The following is a 23,745-nucleotide window of genomic DNA, read 5'->3' as shown; positions in this document are numbered from 1 at the left end:
ATGGAAAATGAAAAAGTGCTCTCTTTTTCTAATATCCGCCAGGAAAATGAGTCTACAGTTCATTTCGAGAATCTCGACGTAACTATTAATGGTGAAGAGAAAAACTTTATCGAGATAAATAGTATTACTAGGTCTTACTTCATACTAATGACTAACTTAGTCGAATCTCCGAGACTACGTAGCTTTTTCTCTAGAGAAGAGTTTGACTCCGAAAATAAAAAGTGGAATGTCTATACAACTGACTATACTCGCCACTTTTTAACTGAAGGCCTTGCTATTTACTCTATAAAAAAAGAAGGTGTGCATTCATATTTGGTTGTTCCTAATGAAGCTGGTGAGCAACAAGACAAAGCATCGGCGGAACTGAAACAACTATTATCTGATCCTGCAGCTGAAGTAATCTTAGAGGACAAATTAAACGGTTGTGGTTTCAAAGTACCAAAGACTACATCAACTAAATACAAAACTAACTTTGAATTAGACCCTACTCGTCTTTGGCCACTTGTTATCTTAAAGTCAGAACAAAATGCTGAAGAAAACTTGATCGAAATCGAAAACTTTGAATGCGGTGTTAAGTGGAATGTGAATGGTGGTGAAACTCATACTGCTTACTCTGACAGCATTATGGAACTGGGCCAAACCAAAGTTAATTTAGACATAAAAGGCGATGTAAAAGAAGTTACCTTTAAGCTTCCATACATTTGCGCTGCTTTCGATGCTCTAACCTCGATTAGCTTTGATGGTGAAGAAGAAGTTATATTATTCACAACATAATGGAATCTTAAAAGTGAGGCGTAGCCTCACTTACATCTCATATGAAACATCTATCATTAAACCCCTCATTTTCTTATTTTTACTTAAAAGATAAGAGCCTAGTTATATCTAACAAAGAATCCGATTTACATATAACGGATATACATTTAGCAAGTTCTATATTTAAACTCAAATATACAAATTTGGAAGAAAGCAATTTTATAATGGAGCTATCAAGGTTAGTTGGCCCGAGTATAGCTGTCAGAACCTTTAGTCAATTAAAGTCTTCCGAAATAATAACCATCACAGATGATACCCCCCCTCCTCCCTGTGTTCATGCACATATCAACCACTCATACAACTATTTTGAAAAAATATTAGTATTTGGACTTCAAGAAGCTAACTATAGCTTTCAATCTAAGGAAGTATTGCATTTAAAATTAAAAAATTTTGACTTATGCCAGAACTGTATTGTTAGTAGATTATTTTCACACAGACCTATACTTGTTATGTCTCTAGGCCAAATTAGTGATCATAAACTAGCTAAGCCAGACAGCACCAAACAATTCAATGACATAAACGTTAGCAAAAAAAATAATTGTCTACTAGTGCAAAATACAGAATCAGAGAATGTTTGTGAGCACATAATTCGCCCCTTAAATGCATGCAACTGCTATGAGACAACCCAACCACCAAACTTTAAAAGTATTTTCGAAAAGGAAATGCAGAACAAGACGATTGGTTTTAGAGCCTTTGATTTAGAAACTACATTTTATAACCTACAGCCTTTTGTATCAAAATATGTTGGCATAATTCAAAGACTAGAAGAGTACAGAGAATCTGAATGTGACTTCATTTACAATTACAACTCAGGTAAAAATCCTCTATTCTCAGAAACAATTACAAAAGCAGCTCTAACTACATTTCGGTCATCAAGTGGTGGAAAAGGGAAATCAGCCATTCAATCAAAGGTCGGAGCATTGGCTGAGGCTATTGAGCGATACTCCATGCGGTTTCATCATCAACAAAAGCCAATTTATGGAAGCTACAATGAGTTAAAGCATAAGGCTCTATCGCCCAAACTCTGTCTTGGGTTTAGTGATAGACAGTATAATGCAATGAATCATGACAACCTCCCCCGGTATCGTGCTGTACCGCGACCTATAACTAACTCCGAAGTACTTCCATGGTTTGAAGTGCACGGTATTAACACAAATCAGAAAAAGTACGTTTTAGCAGATATTGCGTTTAGTGACTTTAACTATTCCGACACAGCCCATGCTTTTGCCGACTCAAATGGATGCGCTGCGGGAAACACATACACTGAAGCGGTACTGCAAGGTACATTAGAGCTTATAGAAAGAGATGCGGTTGCTATCTGGTGGTATAACAGAATAAAAAGACAGCATATCGATTTATCAAGTGTAAATAATAAATACATTGATAAAACAAAAGAATATTATTCTTCAATAAACCGTTCATTTACGATAATTGATATTACTTCTGACATAGGAATCCCTACATTTGCAGCAATAAGTTATGAAAAGAATACCTTGCATGGAATTATTTATGGCTTTGGCTGCCATGTAAATCCACACATCGCTATCGAAAGGGCTACTCTTGAAATAAATCAACTTTTGCCGTTAGCATTAAAAAACAAAGTCGTTAACGATAATGAATTTTTTGACTGGGTCAAAAAACAAAAAATAACGGAACACGAATTCTTAGACCCTAAAGTTAAACCAATTTCTATTGATAAATTTACAGATCTTAGTGAAAACAGTTTAGAGTCCGCAATAAATTTCATCTCCAAATCTCTTCGGACCAACAATATTGAGTTATATGCCTTGGATATCACTACACAAGATACACTAGTGCCCTGTGTCAAAATGATTGCCCCGGGAATGTGCCATTTTTGGAGACGAACTGGACAAAAGAGGCTTTACGATGTTCCCGTTAAAATGGGATGGCTAAAGCAAAAACATACTGAGTCTGAGCTGAATAGACATAACATAACTATATGAGGGAAGGAAGTGAACAACACACCATAAAATGGCGACGAGCCCCTATTACCCGCATTAAACCTGATTTATTACTAGAGAATAGCTTGGTCTAGAGTGATATCAAGAGCTTGGACTGATGAAGAATTCAACAAACCATTTATGACAGATGCTAAAGAAGCATTTAAAAAATGGATTATGGCGGTGAATCAAACATCCTTTTATGTGGAATGGTTGACCTTTATAGGTTATTGAAAAAATTGAAGGTATCTACGCCTAACACCTACCAAATGGCGCTATCAATACAGGCCCCGACTATCAGCTCTGTTTGGAATGGCCTGACGCCAACGAGTTGCTTCAGGCCGGGCTTGTACCAGTTTTCTTAATGCGGATTGGTATAACAGCTCTGAATCCGCCAGCCCTTGCGACGAGCGGACTAATAGAACACTTAGCTATTTACCCCTTGGCAAACTTGGCGCGTGCGGCGTGGAGCTTTTTGTAGCTGTCGATTAAGCGCAGGTGCTTGTCCAAGCCTTCCAGTTGCATGTTGGTTGGTGTCAGGCCATAGAATTTCACATCGCCGTTAATTGAGCCGATCACGGCGTCCATCACTTCTTTGCCGAACATGCGGGTAAAGCTGTGGATGTAGTCTTCAATTTCCAGCTCTTCGTCCAGTGCTACTTCCAGCGTCGCGTGCATAGCCTGGTAGAATAAGCCGCGTTCAACCGTATTGTCGTTGTATTGCAGGAAGGTTTCGACCAACTCAATAGCGGCTTCGATGTCGCCCAGCGCCAGATAGATGAGGATCTTCAGCTCTAAGATAGTCAGCTGGCCCCAAACCGTGTTTTCATCGAACTCTACGCCGATCAGGGTGATGATGTCGATGTAGTTATCAAGCTGGCTTTCTTCCAGGCGATTAACCAAATCGGCTAGTGCTTCGTCTTCCAGCGAGTGAATGTTCAGAATGTCTTCGCGGTATTGCAGGGCTTTGTTGGTGTTATCCCAGATTAAGTCTTCGGCTGGGTAAACCTCTGAGTAACCAGGTACCAAAATACGGCATGCCGTGCCCATATCGGTAAACTCAGCGATATACGCTTCTTTACCTAAATCTTTCAAAATGGCGAACAGTTTGTCGCACTCTTCTTCGTTGGTGCCTGTGAAGTCCCACTCCACAAACTCATAATCGTGCTTGGCACTGAAGAAACGCCAGGAGATCACACCGGTTGAATCAATAAAGTGCTCAACAAAGTTCTCCGGTTCAGACACTGCCATGCTGTTAAAGGTTGGCTTTGGTACGTCGTTCAGACCTTCGAAGCTGCGGCCCTGCAACAGCTCAGTCAGGCTGCGCTCCAGCGCAACTTCCAGGCTCGGATGAGCACCAAAAGAGGCAAACACACCGCCGGTTTTCGGGTTCATCAGAGTCACACACATGACCGGGAACTGGCCGCCCAGGGATGCATCTTTTACCACAACCGGGAAGCCCTGCTCTTCAAGGCCTTTAATGCCCGCCACAATACCCGGGAACTTGGCCAGTACGTCTTCAGGTACGTCCGGCAGCACAATTTCCTGCTCAATGATCTGCTTTTTCACCGCGCGCTCAAAGATCTCAGACAAACACTGCACTTTGGCTTCAAACAGGTTGTTACCCGCACTCATGCCGTTGCTCAGGAAGAGGTTTTCAATCAGGTTTGACGGGAAATAAACCGTTTCACCGTCGCTGTGACGCGTGTAAGGAATAGAGCAAATACCACGCTCGACATTGCCCGAGTTGGTGTCTATCAGGTTTGAGCCGCGCAGCTCGCCTTCTGGATCGTAGATTTCGCGCGTGTAGCCGTCGAGGATCTCGCTAGGCAATTCGTCGTTGTCACCCGGTTTAAACCACTTTTCATTGGGGTAATGAACAAACTCGGCGTTGGCAATTTCTTCACCGAAGAACTGATCATTATAAAAGAAATTACAGTTCAGGCGCTCAATAAACTCGCCCAGTGCTGAGCACAGCGCGCTTTCTTTAGTTGCCCCTTTACCATTGGTAAAACACATAGGTGATGCGGCATCACGAATGTGTAAAGACCAGACGTTAGGCACAATGTTACGCCACGAGGCCACTTCGATTTTCATGCCCAGATCAGACAAAATACCCGTCATATTAGCGATGGTCTGCTCCAGTGGCAGATCTTTACCGAGGATAAAGGTGCTGGCATCTGACTCTGTATTTACCATCAGCATAGCCTGTGCGTCGTCATCCAGGCTCTCTACTGCTTCAACCTGAAACTCAGGGCCGGTCTGGATCACTTTTTTCACAGTACAGCGGTCAATAGAGCGCAAAATGCCCTGGCGGTCTTTTTCAGAAATGCTCTCTGGCAGCTCTACCTGAATTTTAAAGATCTGGTTATAGCGGTTTTCGGGGTCAACAATGTTGTTTTGCGCCACGCGAATGCCGTCGGTCGGAATGTCGCGCGCATTACAATACACTTTCACAAAGTAAGCCGCACACAGCGCAGACGAAGCCAGAAAATAGTCGAACGGGCTGGGCGCCGAGCCATCGCCCTTATAGCGAATAGGCTGATCGGCAATGACAGAAAAATCATCGAATCTGGCGTCAATTCGAAGATTATCGAGATAATTTACTTTGATTTCCATGGGGAAGGTTCCGGTGTATTGCAATCGAAAACCCCTATTGTACTTGAGGTTGCAAGGCGGTGCCAATGCTGATAGCACAAATCTATAAACCAACGCAAATTAAGTCATTAAATGCCTGTTATTGGCCGCAAAGGCATGTTACTTTCTTGGCACTTAAACTCATCCGACAACACACGAGATAACAAGGATTTATTATGCGCAGCTATGTGTGGTTAGCACTTGGTTTAGGGCTGTTTTCAGGCTCTGCTTTGGCCGATAACGGCTTTGGTGTCACTTTGTATGGTGGTAAAAGCAGCAATCAGGAATTGCACACCAGTCAAAAAGCAGTGGTTAATCTAGCCGATGAGAACCACTTTGGGGTCAGCTTTGATCGCTATTTAGATAAGAAACGCTATGGCTTGTTTTACAGCATGCTCGAAACTGAATTTGAAGATGCGCCAGTCCAGAAAGTGGATATGGAATATCTGATGTTTCAAAGCGCCATAGATGTGAGTATCACAGATAATCTCGATAGCTACATCGGTGCCCAAATCGGCGTGAATAAAGTAACCCCTAACTTTGAAGAGCCGGATCACTTTTTTGCTGCGGGCTTTTATGGCGGCCTGAAATATGATTTGGGCGCCGGATTTAGCGCGCAAACTGAGTTACGCTGGCTCGCGTCTGCAATTAAAAACTCGTCTAAAGTACGTTGTGATGGCAGCGACGAGGATGTCTGTGCATGGCATTTCGACGGCGATGTGCTTAATCAGTTTCAGCTGAATGTAGGCCTGACTTACCGTTTTTAACTCGCTCGGCCGGCGTTATGTCGTCGGTCATCGCGTACCTGGTGAAACTGCAACACCAATGCCACCACAGGCAATTGCGCTGAATGTAAGTAGTTCCCGGCTCGTTGGCCGGGATGACGAGTTGGGTAGTTCGTTCAAACGACTTACCTGAAAAATCGACGGGCCCTGACTCATGCAGTACTGCACCTGAGTCATACCGCACTTGATGCGGGGTTTACTGACTCTCAGCACCAGTATCACCTTTCAATACTGAGTAGCTCCCGACTCGAATGCCGCGATGAATGGGCATTTTACACCAAGGAATGCCCTACTCCACTGTATTACAACGTCGTTTTTAGGTGCTCGATAAACAATCGGGTTTTGCGGGGAGTGTAGCTCGCCTTGGGATAATAAGCCCAGAGCTGTTTAACCTCGGAGCGAATATCCGGCAAAATCGGCACCAGTGCGCCTGAGCTTAATTCCCGCTCAATATAACTGGGCGCAATAAATAGCAGGCCAATCCCCTGCACTGCCGCCTTTAAAATGGCATCCAGATGATCGGTCACAAAATTATAGTTAGTAAACTCAAACAGCCGACCATCTTCAAGCACCACGCCACCAACTTTGTGATAATAGCTGCTCAGCAACATCTTATGCGCTGCCAGGTCCTCAACGCAGGTTATCTCATCGCAACGGGCCAGATATTCGGGCGCGCCAAATAACTGCATTTGATAATCAAACAACCGGGTGCCTTTGTGCGACACCGAATCGAATGACTCGTTATAACGGGTGATCACCACATCGTGTTGCAGATCCGGTGGCTCGCCCGGTGCCAGCACGTTCAGATGAATGGTGATCTGCGGGTGGTGCGCCAAAAACTGCTCTATTTTGGGCATCAGCACACTGCTGCCCACCGCTTGCGTAGCAGCAATTTTTAGGCTCCCCTGTAGCTCAGATTGCTCAGATTGTGCGGTTTCGACCAGGGCTTCAAACTGTGCCAGCCAGTCTCTTGCGCGAGGGAAAAAGTGCAGCCCTTGCTCGGTCAGATTGACCTGCCGGGTGGTGCGAATAAATAAACTCTGTCCCAGGTGCCGCTCCAGCCAGTCAATTCGCTTGCTCATGGCTGATGCCGAAATCCCCTGATGTTCTGCCGCTTTGGTGAAGCTGCCCAGCTCCGCCAGAACACAAAAACTGCGTGTTGCCGTTAACCAATCCATTTAATTAATTCCTGTAAGGAAATAGTATTTTAATTATTACCTTATTTTTAGGACAAGGAAAGCGGCGTATAGTGCCCGGGTCAAATCCTCTGCGCCTGGAGTGCCCGTGTATTTGTTTACTATGCTCGCTGTTTTACTGATGTCCTGCTCTCAGCTGGTCAGCCAGGTATATATGCCTGTTTTGCCTGATATCGCAGACAGCCTGATGCTGTCCAATGGCCAAAGTCAGGCAATGATCATCAGCTACTTTATTACCCTGGGCGCGGCGCAACTGATTGTCGGCCCGCTGCGCGACAAATATGGTGATCGGCCTTTGTTTATTGCCGGGCAAATCATCCTGCTGATCGGCACCCTGTTATGCGCCGTGGCACCAGACAGCACCACCTTTTTAATTGGTCGAATATTACAAGGCGCAGGCTCCGCGTCACCGGTGTTAATTAGCCGCACCTTACTGGCTCAAAGGCTGTCTGGTGCCAAACTAAAAAGTGCCATGGCAACGGTGGCTATCTCAGCCAGTGTTACTGCCATTATTGCGCCGCTGCTCGGTGGCATGCTTAGCAGCTGGTTTGGCTGGCAGGGGTTATCCCTGGTGCTCATCACTTACTATTTGTTTATCACGTTATTTGGGCTGAGCCTGCTCAAGACCCGCGCACCTCAGCCTATTGCGATAAACCCGATGAGCCTCATCAGGCACTATCAGAATATGGCCAGATGCCAGGTTTTTCTATCTCTGGCCAGCTTTAAATGGGTGCCAACCTTTTTGTATTTAACACTTCAACTGCACTTGCCGTTTTTACTGCAGGAGCGTTTTGGCTTTACCACCAGCCAGACCGGGCAGGCGATGATGCTGCCTATGGTGGGCCTGTTGCTGGGCGCCGTGTTTGCTAAGGTTTTGCAGCGTCATGTCAGCTATATGAAAATTGTCCTGTGGTTGTGGCCGGTATTACTTATGAGCGCACTGACTTTTCTGCTGGCCAGCGACCACGCCCTGGCAGTGTTACTGGCGTATGCCGCCATCATGCTGGTGTTTGGCGGCTATTTTCCGAGCTATATGCACCTGATTGGCCAGCTTCATCCCACTCAGGCCGGTACTGCCAACGCCCTGGTCGGGGCCATCGAGTTACTGATTTTCTCTGTGATTGCCTGGCTGGTTAATCTGTGGCTGCCAGACAACACACAAACTCTCTCGCTGTTGATAGCCGTATGCGCCGCGCTGTTGTTACTAAGCTGGCGTACTATCCGCATTCAGCGACCACATTTTGAACACACTTAACGCATACTTTTTGGGATCATTCATGTTCGAAAAACTTCATTTTAACACGGCCCGCCTTACCATTCGGCCATTGCAGCAAGGTGATCTGCACGCCATTTACGAAAGCAGACGCAACCCTCAGACATCCAGATATATTGGCGAACCGGCTACACTGGAAGACGCTCAGGCTCGTATTGATCAGGCAGGTGCCCCCTGGCAGGCCAAGGAGCATGAGCGGCTGCTGTTGGCTGTAGTCAGACGAGAAGACAATGTGCTGATCGGTGAACTCATGTATAAGTTTTTGAGTCACAATACTAAAACGGCAGAGATCGGTTATCGTCTGAATGAAAAATATATCGGTCAGGGTTATGCGTTTGAGGCTGCAAACGGCCTGATAGAAGCTGCCTTTGCGCAGTTTGGACTCAATAAGATCTGTGCATTTTGCGCGGTTGAGAATCAGGCTTCGTGGCGGCTGATGCAAAAACTGGGTATGCAGCAGGAGGCGCATTTACGCCAACACTTCAAATTCAGCCATGGCTATTATGATGGCTATATGTACGGTCTGTTGCGCAGTGAACATAGCATGGCAGCAACGGCGTAATACCAATTTCACTAAATACCTGTTCAATTTGACGGAGCAAATATGACGCTAACGGCGTTAAAAATTTCTCATTTAGAACAACTAAATAACAAAATTTTTGCCTTGCCTACATGGACGTAGGTACCTCAGCGATAGCAGGACGCGTGAGCGGTGTTATCGACAATATTTTCTCGCCTCAAAATAGAACACTTAATTAAGCAAATTGGTATAAGAAACGAAAAAGGCACCCTTATCAGGTGCCTTGGTTCATGGAAGGACCCATGAAGACTGTTGCGTAAAAATACAAAATTGGGAGAGTGTGCCTGAGTTATATCAGCCAGTTACAGGCGAAACTCCTGCTTAGACAGCTTGCCGTCGCCATTGCTGTCCAGTTTATCGAAATCTGAACTCAGTTCAGTCGATACTGCCGCTTCTGATTTGCTGATAAAACCATCGTCATTTTTATCGAACGATGAAAACGTGCTTGCTGCGTGTGCGCCCAGGCTGGCCATCATTAGGGCTGCTGTGATCATTAACTTATTCATACTTAGCTCCTTAGCGTAAGATTTTAATCTGTTTTATCTAACCTTGAGGGAAGTGACGCGACACTGGCGCCACTTGGTTTATTGCCTTCAGTCTGTTACTGGCGAAATTCCTGCTCGGACAGCTTGCCGTCGCCATTGCTGTCGAGCTTGTCGAAAATAACCGTCAGGGTTTCTGAGCCAGCTGCTTCTGACTTTGAAATAAACCCGTCACCGTCGGTATCGAAGGAAGAAAATGAGCTGCTCGCGGCATGTGCACCGAGGCTGGCCAACATTAATACTGTGCTTAACATGAGTTTGTTCATGATTATTTCCTCACTAAATTGGCTTAAAAGTGACTAAACTCTTTGGCGCTCAGCGCACCATCGCGATTGCTGTCCAGGCGTCTGAATGCTTCTGCTACCGCAGGGACCTGTTTCGCTTCTGACATACTGACCAAGCCATCGTTGTTGGCATCCAGTAATGCAAAGTCCACCTCAGAGGCAAGTGCCAGTGCACTGGTAAACATTCCGATTGTTAGTACAACTACATGTTTTAGTTGCATAATAAATCCTCCTGTCGGGGCGGTGTTTAGCTATTGAAGCCGGAAAATTCGCTTTTGCTCAGCAGAGAGTCGCCATTGCTATCCAGGTCTTTGAACTGACCCATCAATCTGGGATTTGCTTTTGATTCACTCAGACTGATAGTGCCATCACCATCTGTGTCATACTTCTCGAAGTCACCGCCTGCAATCGCTCCGGTTGCTAGTACAGTCAGACCCAAAGCCGCAATCATTGTCATAGATGTTTTCATGTTACTTTCCTTCTGTTTTTCGTATTTGCTGTTAATGCTGCTGCCGCGAAACCGTTTGGGGTTTGTTGGCTGCGTTTGACAAGACTATTCCAACTTTGATGCCAGCTTTATTTAGTTATTTATTTTCAATAACTTACTAGGTTATGGGTAAAAAAGTTCAGGTGGGATTAAGGTGATTTGTTGCTAAATGGCAACACTGTTTAACCTGCGTTTTTGGCTCAACTTTAAAAATCAATAACTTACACTTGTTGCTATTTAGCAACAGCGGGCCGAAAACGCACTAAAAAGCCTGATATTTTATGCAGCATGCCAGCTCAGAACCGCGCGCTCGTGAGCCGCTCAAACAATTTTTTTCTCAAGCGTTGTGGAAACAGGCACTGATGGCGCTGCTACTGGCCCTGGTGCCCCTGTTACTGCTCACCCTGTGGTTTATTCAATCGGTTGCCTATCAGCAACAAGTAGTACAGGATATTTATGCCAATAATCAGAAGGTTACATCAGATTTTAATGAGCTGAGAAACGCGCTCCAGGCGCTCGAAAAGGCCCAGCTAAACAATCAGCTGCTACAAAGCAAAAAATTGCAAAAAAGTATCAACGAAAACTGGCAAAAGCGTAAAAATTCGCTCAAAGCATTACTGATAAAGCTCGAAAAAAGCGCAGCCGTTGCAAATTGGCAACAGCCCCTGTCACAAGCTCAGGCCCCCAACAGTAAAACCTTATCAGCCATGGTTAATGTCCTGGCCCAAGAGTCACAACCGCTCCAGCAGACCCTCGATCACACGCTCAACGAAGCGCTGGCGCAGCAAAGTACGATCCGGCAACGCTTTTTAATCGGACTGAGCATACTGTTACCTGTTTTGATCGGTCTCAGTATCTGGCTGATAAAACGGATCTCCCGCCAGTTGTTTCAGCTGGAGCAGGCCATTGAGGTCGTCGGTGCCGGTCAGTTTGCCACGCCCATTCAACTGTCCGGCAGTCATGAGTTTACTCAGCTGGGTGTGCGACTTGAGCAATTACGTAATGAGCTGGCCGCCAGCAAGCAACAAAAAGAGACCTTTTTGCGCCATGTTTCGCACGAGCTAAAAACCCCGCTGGCCTCAATCAAAGAAGGCACTGAGTTGCTGAATACACCACATCTGGGCCAGCTGAACGACAAGCAGCGGCGCGTAACCGGCATTCTGAGCACCTCAGTGAACAAACTCACTCAGCTGATTGAAGATCTGCTCACGTTCAGCGCTGCCAGCCATCCGCATAATCAACAGGCACGCTGTAGCGCCCAGGCAATCAAAGAGCAGCTTGAAGAGCACTTTGCACAGCGGCTACAAAGCGCAGGTATTCAGATTGACTGGCGCTTTGACCCTGCACTCACTCACTTACCCGAAATGCCAGTCAAACTGGCGCTAACACACCTGCTTGGCAATGCCATTCAGTATACCCAGAGCCAAATCAACATAGACCTCACAGACACCCCAGCCCACTGGCAAGTCAGTGTCCGGGACGATGGACCCGGGCTCGACCCGCAAGAAGCCAAGCACCTGTTTAAGCCCTTTGTTCGAGGCAAACAGCGTAATCAGGTTGCAGGCAGCGGACTGGGGCTGGCCATAGTTGAGGAGTGCGTGACCCAGTTTGGCGGCCAGTTAGGGTGGCAAAATACCCATCCGGGCTGCGAATTTAGTATAACTTTGCCAAAACAAGGAAAAAGCAAATGAGGATCCCGTTTTTGAGCTTAGTGCTCATTGTCGTTCTGAGTGGCTGTCAGCTGAGCCCTAATACACACAAAAGCAGCTTTATCGGGCCAAGCAAAACAGTGAGCCCGGACTATGCGTCACTGGCGGTTCTGCTCGAGCGTTATTTACAGGTTTGCCAGCAGGGGTTGCCGCCACAGCATAACCAATCGGCGCGCTATATTGGTCAGGCCGCCATTGAAACCTTTATGCACGACTACTGCAACACAGTGTCGACCACCAGACAGTTACAACTGATCACCGCGCTTGAGCAAAGTCAGCCCTGGCCGGAGCACTATATGCTGTGGTTTAACACCCTGAAACAACATACTCAGGTGCTGCGGGGGCAAAAAATCCGCCTGCATCGCAGCAATGCCAAACTGAGCCAGATCCAATCACAGCTGAGCCAAACCAATCAGGCGCTGATGACCCTCAAGCAGGAGCTTGCGGATATTGAGCAACAAAGACTTCAGGACGTGCCCCTGAATGAGTCCTCTCAGACACCCAAGGAGCAGCAATAATGTCTTACACTGAAATCGAGACCACAGATCCTCAGCCTGCAACGCACAGCACCTCTATTTTGCTGGTAGACGACGACCCGGCCCTGAGCGAGCTGCTGGCAATGCGGCTGGAAAGTCATGGCTTTCAGGTAACGCTGGCCAGCAGTGGGCATGCAGCACTGCGACAACTGGCAAACACCGCCATCGATTTGGTGCTGACCGATTTACGCATGGATAACATGGACGGCCTGGCCCTGAACCAGAAATTACAGGCCAGCTATCCTGGCCTGCCGGTAATCATGATGACCGCGCACGGCTCTATCCCCGATGCGGTAGATGCCATTCAGCAGGGGATCACGGCATTTATTACTAAGCCTATCGACAGTAATGAGCTGCTGGCGGCAATTAACAAGGCGCTACCCGAGCAAAGTACGTCACACGCCCCCGAGCCAGATAATTTTCATGGCTTGTATCACCAAAGCGCGAGCATGCGCCAGCTGGTGCAACAAATTAAAGCCATCGCGCCCAGTCAGGCCAATATTCTGATCCAGGGCGAAAGCGGCACAGGTAAAGAAGTTACCGCGCGGGCTATTCACCGGGCAAGTAGCCATGCCCAGGGGCCATTTATCGCCATAAACTGTGGTGCCCTGCCTGCACATTTATTGGAATCCGAATTATTTGGCCATAAAAAAGGCGCGTTTACCGGTGCCATTGCAGATAAACAGGGACTCATTCAGAGCGCCGATCAGGGCACACTGCTGCTGGATGAAATCGGTGATATGCCGCTCGATTTACAGGTCAAACTGTTGCGGGTTTTGCAGGAAAAAACCGTTCGCCCAATTGGCGGGCATCAGGAGCAAACCGTGAGCGTGCGTATTCTCTCGGCCAGCCACAAAAACATTGCGCAGGCGGTCAGCGAAGGTAAATTCAGAGAAGATCTTTATTATCGGCTTAACGTTGTGCAGTTATCCTTGCCCTCGCTCAAAGAGCGTGTTGAAGATATTCCCTTGCTGGCGAACCTGTTTTTAAGTCAGTTAAGTAAAACCCCCAAACGGCTCTCGCCGGATGCCATGACCGCCCTGTTAAGCTATGCCTGGCCCGGCAATATCCGACAGTTACACAATGTGATTGAGTACTGCGTGGCGATGACGCCGGGCAGCCATATTTCTGAGGACAGTGTACTCAATGCCTTGCCGGCGCAGGACGACCGCCAGGCGTTTATCGGGCTTAATGATGCCAAGCGTCAGTTTGAGCGAGATTACATACTGAAAGTACTGGCGTTATGTCAGAACAATGTGCCGCAAGCCGCTAAGCTGGCACAAAGAAACCGCTCCGACTTTTATAAGCTGATGAAAAAACACGATATACAATAATCCCCTGCCGAGCCAACTCTTCATGCGGGTTCCCGCTTTTTAGGGCCCTGCATCACCCAACCTCAGCCCGCCTCTGTCACTTTTATTGCAGCACGCCTTGTTCAACCCACAGAAGTTTGTAATATTAATTCAAAGCCCATAAATTAGGCTAATTCGGGGCAAATTGCTCCGTTCACAACTACACTATTATTACAATAAAAACCGAGGTGGTTGCCCATGAGAATGCGTAAAAAGCTGATTTTAAGCTTTGTAATGACCGTTATCATTCCAATTCTTGCCATATCCATCATGAGTATCTCGCGCACCAAACAAGAGTCACTGGAGCGATTCTTAGAGACATCGGTCAACGAGATCCGACAAATAGAAAACGCCTTTATCATCTTTTTTGACCAGATGAAAAGCAATACCCGCTTCTTAGCACAAAGTAAAACCGTGCAATCCGTGGGCAAAGACACCACCACTTATTTTGGCGCAGAGAAAATGATGACGCCTGAATCCTCCGGGGCAGCAGAGGCCGCCATTTTTGATCTGTACACCACCTTTGGCAAGACCCACCCGGAGTTGTTGTTTGTGTATCTGGGCACCCGCGACGGCGGCTTTATCCAGTATCCGGCCGAGCCGCTTGGCAACTACGACCCCCGCAAGCGGCCCTGGTATCAGCAGGTGAGCGCCAATCCATCTGAGGTAGTGGTCACTGAGCCCTATCAGGGCGTTACCGGACAGGCGATGGTCTCTGTGGCCACCGGGATCCTGAAAAACGGCGACCTGCTCGGGGTTCAATCTTTAGACGTAACCTTATCGACCCTTACCGACATTGTCAGCAACATCAAACTGGGTAACACCGGCTATTTATTGCTGCTCGACAATCAGGGCACCGTACTGGCAGATCCCAAAAATGCCGATAACAATTTTAAAAATATCCGCGACCTGAGCGACGCCCGATATAAAGCAATCCGCAACGCGGGCGATGCACCTTTTATTACGCTAGAACATCAGGAGAAGGTGTTCAACGCCAAGTTTTATCGCTCTGACGAACTCGGCTGGACCTTTATTGCCATCATTGAAGAAGACGAGATCCTCACTTCGTCTTACAATATGACTTACAGCATCAGTATCATCGCAGTGATAATGCTGGCGCTGTTTGTGGTGATTGCCATTGTGCTGGCCAACAAAATTGTCTACCCCATTGAAATGGTCTCGGACGGCCTTAAAGAAATTGCTCAGGGTGAGGGCAACTTATCAAAACGGCTACAGGTGATAGGCAATGACGAGATCAGTGAACTGGCAACCTGGTTTAATCAATTTTTAAATTCGATTAATGCGCTGGTCAAAGACATTCAGGGCAATGCACGCACACTCAACAGTGAAGCCCATAATTCGCAGTCGCGGATCAATGATATCCGCAACCAATGCCGCCATCAGGAAAAAACCTCGCAAACCGCCACAGATACCACGCAGTCGATGGCCAGCATGGCCATGACGGTGAGCGACAACTGTGGCGATGCACTCAACGAAATATCCACCACAGAGCAGCACACTGAGACCGGTAACAAGATGATCCAAAGCACAGTTAGCCAGGTCGCCAAGCTCAACGACTCTTTGGGCGACTCAGCAACCGCTATGAGCAAGCTCGAAAACGAAAGTAATAACATCACCAATATTCTGGAAGTGATCCGTACCATTGCCGAGCAGACCAACCTGCTGGCGCTGAACGCCGCCATTGAGGCCGCCCGCGCCGGTGAACAAGGTCGCGGTTTCGCCGTGGTGGCAGACGAAGTACGAACACTGGCACAACGCTCCCATGATGCAACTCAGGATATCGAACAGGTACTGACAAAACTAATTGAGCAGACTCGCAGTGTGTCTGAGCGCATGACCGCCAGTGTCGATGAGTCCAAACAGGCCATAGAGCAATCGGAGCTGGCACATCAGGCATTCGACGACATCGCCAGTTCGGTCTCTCGTGTGAAAAACATCATTGCCGATATTTCCCGCCAGGCAAACGCTCAGGGCGAAGCCGCCGAAGAAACCCAGTCTCGTATCCAGGGCGTCAGCCAGTCGGTACAGCAAGTGGGGGATTCTGCCGATGCGTTGCACGCTGGCGCAACCCAATTAGTTGAGCTGGCCAATAACCTTGACCAACTGGTGGACAGGTTTGATGTTGATGACTGAGCTGCAGATTTTACAGTCGCCACCCACAGCGACTGAGTTCAGTGCGCTGCGCGAAAGTGTCGGCTGGCAAAACCCAGCCCTTAAGCAAGTTGCAGCCAGCATTGCGGCCTCACTGTACTGGGTGCAATGTCGCAAAGAGCAACAACTGGTGGCCTGTGGCCGGATAGTCGGCGATGGACAAATGTACTTTTACATCCAGGACGTCATCGTGCATCCGGATCATCAGGGTTGTGGTCTTGGCAGTATCGTTATGGATGGCATTGAGCAATACTTATCGGCGCATTGCCACAGCGGTGCAACCGCGGCATTGCTGGCGGCACAGGGCAAAGAGGCCTTCTACCAGCGCTACGGCTACGCATTGCGCAACGGCGAAACGCTGGGACTGGGAATGTGTAAGTTTTACTGAGTATATCAAAGCAAACTTGCCCTCCTGAAGCACAATCAATGAGGTGGCAGCCTTCGCGAATACCAGAGGTTTTCGCGAAGGTTAGTTGGCTTAGCGTCTAATAACCGTACATTCAGCCGGGACCGATAAATCACGGCACAGTAATCCCCGGATCTGTCTTTGATTCATGATCAGAAACTCTCTGACCTGATCGCTCAGCTCGCTCTGTTCCAGAAATAACCTGATATTTCGATGACTTCCTGTTGCAGTCAGACTGTTCAGGGTATTGTCTGTAAAGTATATCTCTGTATTTTCCATGCCATCAGGCAGGTGCAACTCCTTCACTTGGGTATTGCTCAAATCCAGGTGCTTTATGTGCGCCTTAATTGCCAGCTGTGATATCGATGTATGATCTATAGCTAAAGTACGCAGGCGATGTAAGTAAGAAATATCAACGTCCTCCAGCTGCGTATGTGACAGATTCAGGGTATGTAGCCAGGAATTCAATCTGACAGCAAACTTCGTCAGAGGGTTATGCGACAAGTCCAGAGTATTGAGGTAGCGGGGGCCCAATGTATCAAACGTCGAAAGCTGGTTGCCTGACAGACTGAGAACCAACAACCACGAATTATCCTCTGATAAATTTACACTCGCTATTTGATTATCGTCCAGCCATAGGCGCTTTAATTTGGCATCACTTGGCAATGTCAGTGACGTTAGCTGGTTACCCTTGGCACTTAGGTGATTAATGCCTGAACCACTGAAGTCCAGCGCAGTTAAACGCGCGTTATCAATCTCTAACCAATTCAGCGCAGGCATGCTTGTTAACGCTAAGCTGGTCAGCTGTGTGTTTGACAAGACAAGCTCATCCAGCGGTACACTGGGCGCTGCGACAAAGTGTTCCAGTGGTGTATGCTGAGCACTCAGGCGATGTAATGCATTATTACTGGTGACATCCAAAGCCGACAGCTGAGTATGGTCCAGATTCGCGTGAGTCAGTTGAGGAAAACGAGCCAGGTCTAACTGAGTCAGCGGGGTGTTGTTCAGCCACAGCCTTTCGACTGGCAAAGTCGCATCCATGAAAGTAATTTCTTCCAGCTGACTGTTGCTTGCCCCGAGCGATGTCAGGTTTTGCAATCCACTGAGATCCACCCGGCTTATTGCACTGCCAGACAGACTGAGTCTGGTCAAACTTGTTTGCCCGCTCAGTGCCAAAGTGGCCGGGCCGCCTTGTGTTATGGCCAACGATGTCAATGCACTATCTTGTGGCAAGGTGAGTGCCGTAAGATCTGGCAATGCTAGGCTGAGTTCCTCTAAGGTGCTCAGACCACTGAGATCCAGCTCCGGAATACTAATATCCTCAAGCGATAATGCCTTTAACTGCGTCAGTGTATTCAGTGCCACCAGAGCTGATGGGCTGATCTGTGCGCCATTGCGCAAATGCAAAGATGTCAGGTGCGTAAACTTCGCCAGGCCTGAAATATCCGTCAGTGGCAGATTGTCTTGCCCATCACAGGCCAAATGCGTTCTGTACTCGATATGCCTGTCGGGCTGCTCATTGAACTGATCAACACAGGCACCCAGAAGCGGATCCGTAATGTCCAGCCGTGCGGAGTGGCTGCCGACCCAGGGTTCAAACCGTGCGTGGATATGACAAGCACTGACAAGCCGTTTGGCGTAAAAATTCAACACCTGATCATCTTCATCGCTTAAGGATAAATCACATCCGGATAAAGCGGACAGCACCTGATCTTGCTGATATGCTATCTCCACACCCAGCCATCTGCCGTATAAGATATAAGACCCGGATATGTCGGTTACAACCTCACCTCCTGGGCCGACATCTAAGGTTACCTCGTAGGCTGGCACCTCGTAGCGAAGAAAGTGCTGTTCAGCTGCCTGACAGTCGTTACCTCGCGCAGAGCGACACACCAATATCCCTTCGTTTGTGCTCTCAATGATTTCAAGCTGGTATTGCTGTGCATCACCAAAAATCAGCTTACCCTGATCAATGGTAACCTCAGTGGCATTTTCCCCCTCAATGTGCAAATACTGTTGGATGCCATGCTCACTTTCCCGTTCAAAGAATCGCCAGTAGCGTGTTTGCTGAGGTGTTACTTCATACAAATTATTGGAAGAAGGCGTATCAATACCCGCTTCAAGTTCAGATACTTCGCGGAAGAAATGCGCTTCAAATTGTGTCAAGCTCAGGTTTTTATCCAGCTCAAACTGACGGATCTCAGCTTCAGAGTTACTGGTACTTTCATTAAACAATACGAATACCGTATCGTCTTGCTTGCTCAGTACGGTATACGTTTTTTGGTATCCCAATACACACTGAGGAGCATCAATGTTACAAATCGGATCGAACATATTAAGCTCAATGTTATACGCTGCTGACACAGACAAAGTCGGACCGCTTAACGATGCTCGCCCTGCACCATTAAACTTACCAGTGCGGTATGTCCCATCTGCATATAACTCAAAGCCATCACGCTGGTTATCAGACTGATAGCGCCACTTACCTGCTAGTTGCGCCAGCTCAAGGGGTTGCGCTTCGCGCTTGATCAGCAAGCCTGCACCATGCTGAAACCAATCTTTGTGATAGCCGAAGCTGGCATGCGTAACATGCTCAATCACGAACTGATAGCCCCATTTAGATTGGCGAATTAATTTAAACTCCGCTATCAGGGCACCAGAGCGTGCAGACAGTCGCAGTCGGTTTTGCTCTGTCAATGACCAACTCAGTGCATGCTGCTGTGCCCAGGAGCGGTGCTCTCCTGCACGTAGCTCACCAGTGTGATCAGCATTCAGATTAAACACCAGGTGCTGCTGAGTGTGCGTTTGCTGCGATTCGGCATACTCGCCAAAGGTCAGCGCCCATTGGCCTGTCAATACTTGCGGATCGATAACGAGTGCTTCGAGATCTTTAGCAAATTGGATCTGAGTCGTGTATACCGTACGTTCGGCTCCAGCACCTTCGTGCCAGCTCAGGTAGACCCCATCCGGTCGGTAGTCAAATGCAAATCCTGTAACAGTATGCGTTTTACCCTGCCCGTCGCGCACTGACGCGGCGCGATCATTCAAACGCGCAACATAGTGAGACTCGCTCTCTTTAGTAATCGTAAAATAAGCCGTGCCTGTTCGGGTTTTCAAAGCACCTTTACCATTACGATGGATATGCATATACCAGCTATGCGGGATATCGCCATTGTCCACAAACACCACATTCTTGCCGACATGCGGGGCGGAGCGCTTAAAGCTTGCGTTAATGGTGCAATTTTGTTCTGGCTCTGTCACCGAATACAGCAAAGAGTCATTGTCGATTTCTTTAAGTACGCCATCGCAGCCCGATATCTCGTCTAGTTCAAAACCTTGCTCTGGTAAAATTAGGGTATCAAAACTCTGTTTGTAACTTACCGTATTCACCGAAGGCTGCAAGGCGCCTTCACCCGACACGGCAAACTCGATATCCAGACGAGGAGCTGAAAACTGGTAGTAGAGTGAATTTGTCTCAGTACAGCTCTGCTGCTCTACATTTTCCCGTAAACACAAGGTAACACCCTGCTCGTCGGCATCAGTCATTGTCAGGTAAAGCGTATTTCTGCGGTCTATCGAAACAAGTCTGATTTCCTCACCGGCCATGGACGCCCAATACTTGTGCTCGCCGATATAGATTGCTTCCGCGCATTGAGGTTCAGAAAAGCGCGAATCACAATGCTGACCCCCTTGAAGATGAACCACGCCTTGCTCAGTCTCAGCGTATAAACTGGCTATGCCGGCAAACGCACCATTGTTACTGGTTTTGAAAAGACCATCGGTTAATCGGGGCGTGCTCAGCACATCATCGCTCAATTCGAACACATACAGCTGACGTTTAGGCAGCTCGGCACTCAAGCGGTTGCGAGCCGTAGCATACTCGACTGCAATCAGATCATCCTGAACGCTAAGCAGACGATACGCCGCATGCAGTTTGGCTTCGCACTGTGGCAAAGATACATCACACCAGGGAGTCTCCATGCCCGCAAATTCGTAGCGCTGTTGTACCAGCTTACCATCTTGTTTGTCGCCCCGGACGTGGCGACGCCAGGGGTAATGGTAGTCATTGTCTTCATCAATACGAAATATTTCGCTTTCACCTTGTCTGTGCAGTAGCTCCCAGGTTCGGGTGTAGTTGAGCTCGTCGAAGCTGGTTTGTTGCTGACGCAACATCACTCCAGGCACGATTGTTTTTCCCTGTTCAGCGTCGTACTCAACCAGAAGCTGATAACCTAAAGAGAATTCCCTCAGTAGATATAGGCGATAAGGTACATCATCCAGGCTAAGCTCAAGCTGAGCACCAATGAGCTGCCAGTGTGTTACGTCAGAAGTCAAACCCGACTTAACACGTGCCGAGCCATCATCATACAGATTGATATCATAATGGCGGTCCTGGCTTTGTGGTTCTGCAAAGCTAATTAACCATTGCGCAAGAACATCACTTGCTGAATACGCCGATAAATCATCGACAGAGACCAAACGGGTGTACCAAGGGGCATGATGGCTGTCTGGGATGCTCACGCTTGCAGCAATGTTGCCATCCGGGTCTTTGTTCAGTGACAGGCGCAATTGTTCGGTATAATAATCAGGTTGCTCAGCAACCCCGTTACGGTAGATGCCAAGTGGTTGGCTGAGCGTGAGCAGGATGTCAGACTCCACCTGCGCCCAGTTAAAAGACACGCGTTCAGAGCCTTCCAACAGACCAGTTCCGTCCTCATTAAATGTCAGCGACGCAGCGAAGCCATTGAAATAGTTCAGTTCACTCAGTAAATAGCGGCCCTCGGGCAACACAGTAGCAGGCTCAAACAAGTGCGAGTTTTGCGCCACCTGATGACGTACTGTGTCGGCAGCTGCGCCGTATTCACGCTGGTATTGACGTAACTGACGTTTGCTGGCGCGCAGGTTTTTTGCCAACGCGACAAGATCCTCATAGCCATCGGGCAAACTTAAATGTCGTTCAGACACGCGACTAAAGTCATAAAACAGCCCGGTAAGTGAACGCTTTTGTGCAGGATCCAGGTTCGCGCGCGCTTCACTCAGTTGCAATTGTGTTGTTGGCAACCCGTGGTCGTCATGCAGAAGCGCAAACTCGGCGGTCGTTGCCGCGTTAATATTGACGGCAAATAATTCATCGGCTGTCAGAACCCCGTCCTCGCCCCCAAGCGCAATCAGGTGTTGTATTTCCCCCAACACAGAGGCCGCTGCGCGCACGGGGTTATTTTCTTGATGTGCTGTTAACGCAATCATGGCATTCGCTTGCGACTCGTCCAGCTCTAATGTCAGGGTGTACCGCCCCACCTCATCAACTGCAACAGCCTCTGCTACGCCGCTGACCTGTGCGGTCACATTGGTATTACTAACAGGATATTCTCTGGCAAAGACCTCACCTGCTACGGTCAAAACATGCTTTATCGCCTGTATTGTCAGCTCTGTCTGCGTTTGTACCTGATTGCCCAGTGTGTCCGTGACCGCAAGGCTTACCGTAACAGGTAAGTCTTCTTGAATATCAGAACTTTGCAGCATCATTTGCTCGCTGAACTCCCCGTTAACACTTAACAAGTCTTGACCATTATGTGTCCAGGTATAGCTGGCGACCCGGTTGTGCGGGTCATGAAGTTGCGCACTCAGGGTAATAGGCTGCTTCTCTAAGAGTGCCTGTGTGGCCAGCTCTATCGACACTTCAGGCAGGGCACGCACTGTTAAACTCGTCTCTTTGCGGCTCTTTGCACCATCGTTATCTGTCACGATAACAAATATACTCAGTTCGGTATCCTGTCTGACATCTATTGGACCGAGTACCAACTCGGCGGCCGAATTGTCGCCAATATTAAGTGATACATCACCTTCGTAGCCCCATTCATAATGGCTAATCTCACCGTCCGGATCATTCGCTTGTGCGGTGATAGTAATATTTTGGTTTTCCATTACTTCAGCTGGAGACACCAAGGTCACTTCAGGGGGACGATTGGGTAGAGGAAGAAATTCAACTAAATGGGTAGCCTGAGCCGACAGGCCCTGATCATCACTGACCACAAGTGTGAAAGTAACAGTCTGTGATTCATTTATGAGTGGAACAGTAAAGCTCAGCTCAGGTGAGTTAATATCTGATAACAGCACTGGAAGGCTACTATCTGTAGACCACTGATATTGGCTAATCTCTCCATCCGGATCGCTGGCATTTGCCTTCAGTACGACGGCATCTTGCGCACGGGCCAGCTCTGTTCCTTTAATCTCAACAAGTGGTGCTTTGTTTGGCTCAGGGTCTGGTGGCCCTGGATTGTTTGCAGCAAATGTTACAACGTGTACAGACTGATAACTACGCCCATGCACATCTTCCACCGTGAGGGTAAAGGTCACAATCAAAGGAGTCGATATCACGGGGGGTGTCACCGCCAAGGTTGCCGTTCCCTGTCCTGTGAGGTCCAGCTCAAGCTCACTATCATGTTGCCAGCGGTAACTGACCACCTGTGGACCATCAGTCCGGCCTTCAAATGTCACTTTGTCCGAATCTGTGACTTGTTCAGGGCCGACGACTGAGATAGTCACCGGTTCGCCGGCTTTGAATATAATAGTATGACTGGCTTGCGCGGTGCGGCCCTGCTCATCAGTGACGGTGAGCGTGAACACCGCATCGCCACCGGTTGCGATATCCTGACTTGTGACGGTCAAGTTTGGCTGCCCCAACTCAGATACATCGAGCGCCAGCTCAGATTCGTAATGCCATTGATACGTGACTGCCCCTGTGGGGTTATCGACACTTGAGGTTAACGTGTGTGAGGTTAATGCTGACACTTCGCTAATACCAGTGACCTTTACTGTCATTGGCTTTGCTGTCGGCTTCTGAACTTCACTATTGCTATTGCTATTGCTATTGCTATTGCTATTGCTTGTGCTACTGCCACCACCACAAGCCACCAGCGTATTCAAAGCCAGAATAGTAAACAAGAGACGGGAAAAATAACCGAACGATTCCATGAGCTGAGCTAAATCCTTTCAACATAATTGAAAAATA

17 protein-coding genes are annotated in these 23,745 nt (G+C 48.0%); 10 read left to right on the top strand and 7 right to left on the bottom strand.

Annotated features, from left to right (window positions below):
* Both L1285_RS19685 and L1285_RS19680 read left to right on the top strand, forming a co-directional pair.
* On the top strand, positions 1-774 hold the full coding sequence (locus L1285_RS19685; RefSeq protein WP_235413913.1) for a hypothetical protein: 774 nt from the start codon (positions 1-3) through the stop codon (positions 772-774).
* A gap of 41 nt (positions 775-815) precedes the next feature.
* Positions 816-2,777: a YcaO-like family protein gene (locus tag L1285_RS19680; RefSeq protein WP_235413911.1), complete on the top strand. Its 1,962-nt coding sequence runs from the start codon at positions 816-818 to the stop codon at positions 2,775-2,777.
* A gap of 432 nt (positions 2,778-3,209) precedes the next feature.
* Here the strand turns inward: L1285_RS19680 and L1285_RS19675 are convergent, their stop codons facing one another.
* Complete coding sequence (locus L1285_RS19675; RefSeq protein WP_235413909.1) at positions 3,210-5,393, bottom strand: OsmC domain/YcaO domain-containing protein; 2,184 nt, start codon at positions 5,391-5,393, stop codon at positions 3,210-3,212.
* 194 nt (positions 5,394-5,587) lie between these two features.
* Between L1285_RS19675 and L1285_RS19670 the strand changes: the two genes are divergently transcribed.
* A complete protein-coding gene (locus L1285_RS19670; RefSeq protein WP_235413907.1) occupies positions 5,588-6,178 on the top strand; it encodes a hypothetical protein in 591 nt (196 codons plus the stop codon).
* Between the two features lie 320 nt (positions 6,179-6,498).
* Here L1285_RS19670 and L1285_RS19665 read toward each other — a convergent pair whose 3' ends face one another.
* Entirely contained in the window at positions 6,499-7,374 is an 876-nt protein-coding gene (locus L1285_RS19665; RefSeq protein ID WP_130243818.1) for a LysR family transcriptional regulator, read from the bottom strand.
* A gap of 106 nt (positions 7,375-7,480) precedes the next feature.
* On the opposite strand from L1285_RS19665, the gene L1285_RS19660 reads away from it, so the two are divergent.
* Together L1285_RS19660 and L1285_RS19655 are read left to right on the top strand one after the other, a co-directional pair.
* Complete coding sequence (locus L1285_RS19660; protein ID WP_235413905.1) at positions 7,481-8,647, top strand: MFS transporter; 1,167 nt, start codon at positions 7,481-7,483, stop codon at positions 8,645-8,647.
* 22 nt (positions 8,648-8,669) lie between these two features.
* Positions 8,670-9,227, top strand: coding sequence for a GNAT family N-acetyltransferase (locus L1285_RS19655; RefSeq protein WP_235413904.1), 558 nt, complete (start codon positions 8,670-8,672; stop codon positions 9,225-9,227).
* A gap of 320 nt (positions 9,228-9,547) precedes the next feature.
* On the opposite strand, the gene L1285_RS19650 is transcribed toward L1285_RS19655, so the two are convergent.
* From L1285_RS19650 to L1285_RS19635, 4 genes are all read right to left on the bottom strand, one after another.
* Complete coding sequence (locus L1285_RS19650) at positions 9,548-9,751, bottom strand: EF-hand domain-containing protein (RefSeq protein ID WP_046006480.1); 204 nt, start codon at positions 9,749-9,751, stop codon at positions 9,548-9,550.
* A gap of 95 nt (positions 9,752-9,846) precedes the next feature.
* Complete coding sequence (locus tag L1285_RS19645) at positions 9,847-10,053, bottom strand: EF-hand domain-containing protein (RefSeq protein WP_054013406.1); 207 nt, start codon at positions 10,051-10,053, stop codon at positions 9,847-9,849.
* A 23-nt stretch (positions 10,054-10,076) separates the two neighbouring features.
* On the bottom strand, positions 10,077-10,292 hold the full coding sequence (locus L1285_RS19640) for an EF-hand domain-containing protein (protein ID WP_235413903.1): 216 nt from the start codon (positions 10,290-10,292) through the stop codon (positions 10,077-10,079).
* 26 nt (positions 10,293-10,318) lie between these two features.
* Entirely contained in the window at positions 10,319-10,540 is a 222-nt protein-coding gene (locus tag L1285_RS19635) for an EF-hand domain-containing protein (RefSeq protein ID WP_235413902.1), read from the bottom strand.
* A gap of 299 nt (positions 10,541-10,839) precedes the next feature.
* On the opposite strand from L1285_RS19635, the gene L1285_RS19630 reads away from it, so the two are divergent.
* From L1285_RS19630 to L1285_RS19610, 5 genes are all read left to right on the top strand, one after another.
* A complete protein-coding gene (locus tag L1285_RS19630) occupies positions 10,840-12,249 on the top strand; it encodes a sensor histidine kinase (RefSeq protein ID WP_235413901.1) in 1,410 nt (469 codons plus the stop codon).
* Positions 12,246-12,785: a hypothetical protein gene (locus tag L1285_RS19625; protein WP_235413900.1), complete on the top strand. Its 540-nt coding sequence runs from the start codon at positions 12,246-12,248 to the stop codon at positions 12,783-12,785. The genes L1285_RS19630 and L1285_RS19625 overlap by 4 nt, the downstream gene beginning before the upstream one ends.
* Positions 12,785-14,137: a sigma-54-dependent transcriptional regulator gene (locus tag L1285_RS19620; RefSeq protein ID WP_235413899.1), complete on the top strand. Its 1,353-nt coding sequence runs from the start codon at positions 12,785-12,787 to the stop codon at positions 14,135-14,137. The genes L1285_RS19625 and L1285_RS19620 overlap by 1 nt, the downstream gene beginning before the upstream one ends.
* 216 nt (positions 14,138-14,353) lie before the next feature.
* Positions 14,354-16,309 (top strand): methyl-accepting chemotaxis protein, encoded by a 1,956-nt coding sequence (locus L1285_RS19615; protein ID WP_235413898.1) that lies wholly within the window; start codon positions 14,354-14,356, stop codon positions 16,307-16,309.
* Positions 16,302-16,715, top strand: a complete 414-nt coding sequence (locus tag L1285_RS19610) for a GNAT family N-acetyltransferase (RefSeq protein ID WP_235413897.1) — start codon at positions 16,302-16,304, stop codon at positions 16,713-16,715. Before L1285_RS19615 ends, L1285_RS19610 begins: the two co-directional genes overlap by 8 nt.
* Positions 16,716-16,805: 90 nt before the next feature.
* On the opposite strand, the gene L1285_RS19605 is transcribed toward L1285_RS19610, so the two are convergent.
* On the bottom strand, positions 16,806-23,708 hold the full coding sequence (locus L1285_RS19605; protein ID WP_235413895.1) for a leucine-rich repeat domain-containing protein: 6,903 nt from the start codon (positions 23,706-23,708) through the stop codon (positions 16,806-16,808).
* Between the last annotated feature and the right edge of the window lie 37 nt (positions 23,709-23,745).

This window comes from Pseudoalteromonas sp. DL2-H2.2, from assembly GCF_021532535.1.
Lineage (GTDB): Bacteria > Pseudomonadota > Gammaproteobacteria > Enterobacterales > Alteromonadaceae > Pseudoalteromonas > Pseudoalteromonas rubra_A.
Note: the sequence above shows the minus strand (reverse complement) of the source record. Positions and strands in the feature narration are given on the sequence as shown.

Bases quoted from the DNA above. Each gene is read 5' to 3' on its own strand.
- L1285_RS19685 (WP_235413913.1), top strand. From the start codon at position 1: ATGGAAAATGAAAAAGTGCTCTCTTTTTCTAATATCCGCCAGGAAAAT.
- L1285_RS19680 (WP_235413911.1), top strand. From the start codon at position 816: ATGAAACATCTATCATTAAACCCCTCATTTTCTTATTTTTACTTAAAA.
- L1285_RS19675 (WP_235413909.1), bottom strand. From the start codon at position 5,393: ATGGAAATCAAAGTAAATTATCTCGATAATCTTCGAATTGACGCCAGA.
- L1285_RS19670 (WP_235413907.1), top strand. From the start codon at position 5,588: ATGCGCAGCTATGTGTGGTTAGCACTTGGTTTAGGGCTGTTTTCAGGC.
- L1285_RS19665 (WP_130243818.1), bottom strand. From the start codon at position 7,374: ATGGATTGGTTAACGGCAACACGCAGTTTTTGTGTTCTGGCGGAGCTG.
- L1285_RS19655 (WP_235413904.1), top strand. From the start codon at position 8,670: ATGTTCGAAAAACTTCATTTTAACACGGCCCGCCTTACCATTCGGCCA.
- L1285_RS19650 (WP_046006480.1), bottom strand. From the start codon at position 9,751: ATGAATAAGTTAATGATCACAGCAGCCCTAATGATGGCCAGCCTGGGC.
- L1285_RS19645 (WP_054013406.1), bottom strand. From the start codon at position 10,053: ATGAACAAACTCATGTTAAGCACAGTATTAATGTTGGCCAGCCTCGGT.
- L1285_RS19640 (WP_235413903.1), bottom strand. From the start codon at position 10,292: ATGCAACTAAAACATGTAGTTGTACTAACAATCGGAATGTTTACCAGT.
- L1285_RS19635 (WP_235413902.1), bottom strand. From the start codon at position 10,540: ATGAAAACATCTATGACAATGATTGCGGCTTTGGGTCTGACTGTACTA.
- L1285_RS19630 (WP_235413901.1), top strand. From the start codon at position 10,840: ATGCAGCATGCCAGCTCAGAACCGCGCGCTCGTGAGCCGCTCAAACAA.
- L1285_RS19625 (WP_235413900.1), top strand. From the start codon at position 12,246: ATGAGGATCCCGTTTTTGAGCTTAGTGCTCATTGTCGTTCTGAGTGGC.
- L1285_RS19620 (WP_235413899.1), top strand. From the start codon at position 12,785: ATGTCTTACACTGAAATCGAGACCACAGATCCTCAGCCTGCAACGCAC.
- L1285_RS19615 (WP_235413898.1), top strand. From the start codon at position 14,354: ATGAGAATGCGTAAAAAGCTGATTTTAAGCTTTGTAATGACCGTTATC.
- L1285_RS19610 (WP_235413897.1), top strand. From the start codon at position 16,302: ATGACTGAGCTGCAGATTTTACAGTCGCCACCCACAGCGACTGAGTTC.
- L1285_RS19605 (WP_235413895.1), bottom strand. From the start codon at position 23,708: ATGGAATCGTTCGGTTATTTTTCCCGTCTCTTGTTTACTATTCTGGCT.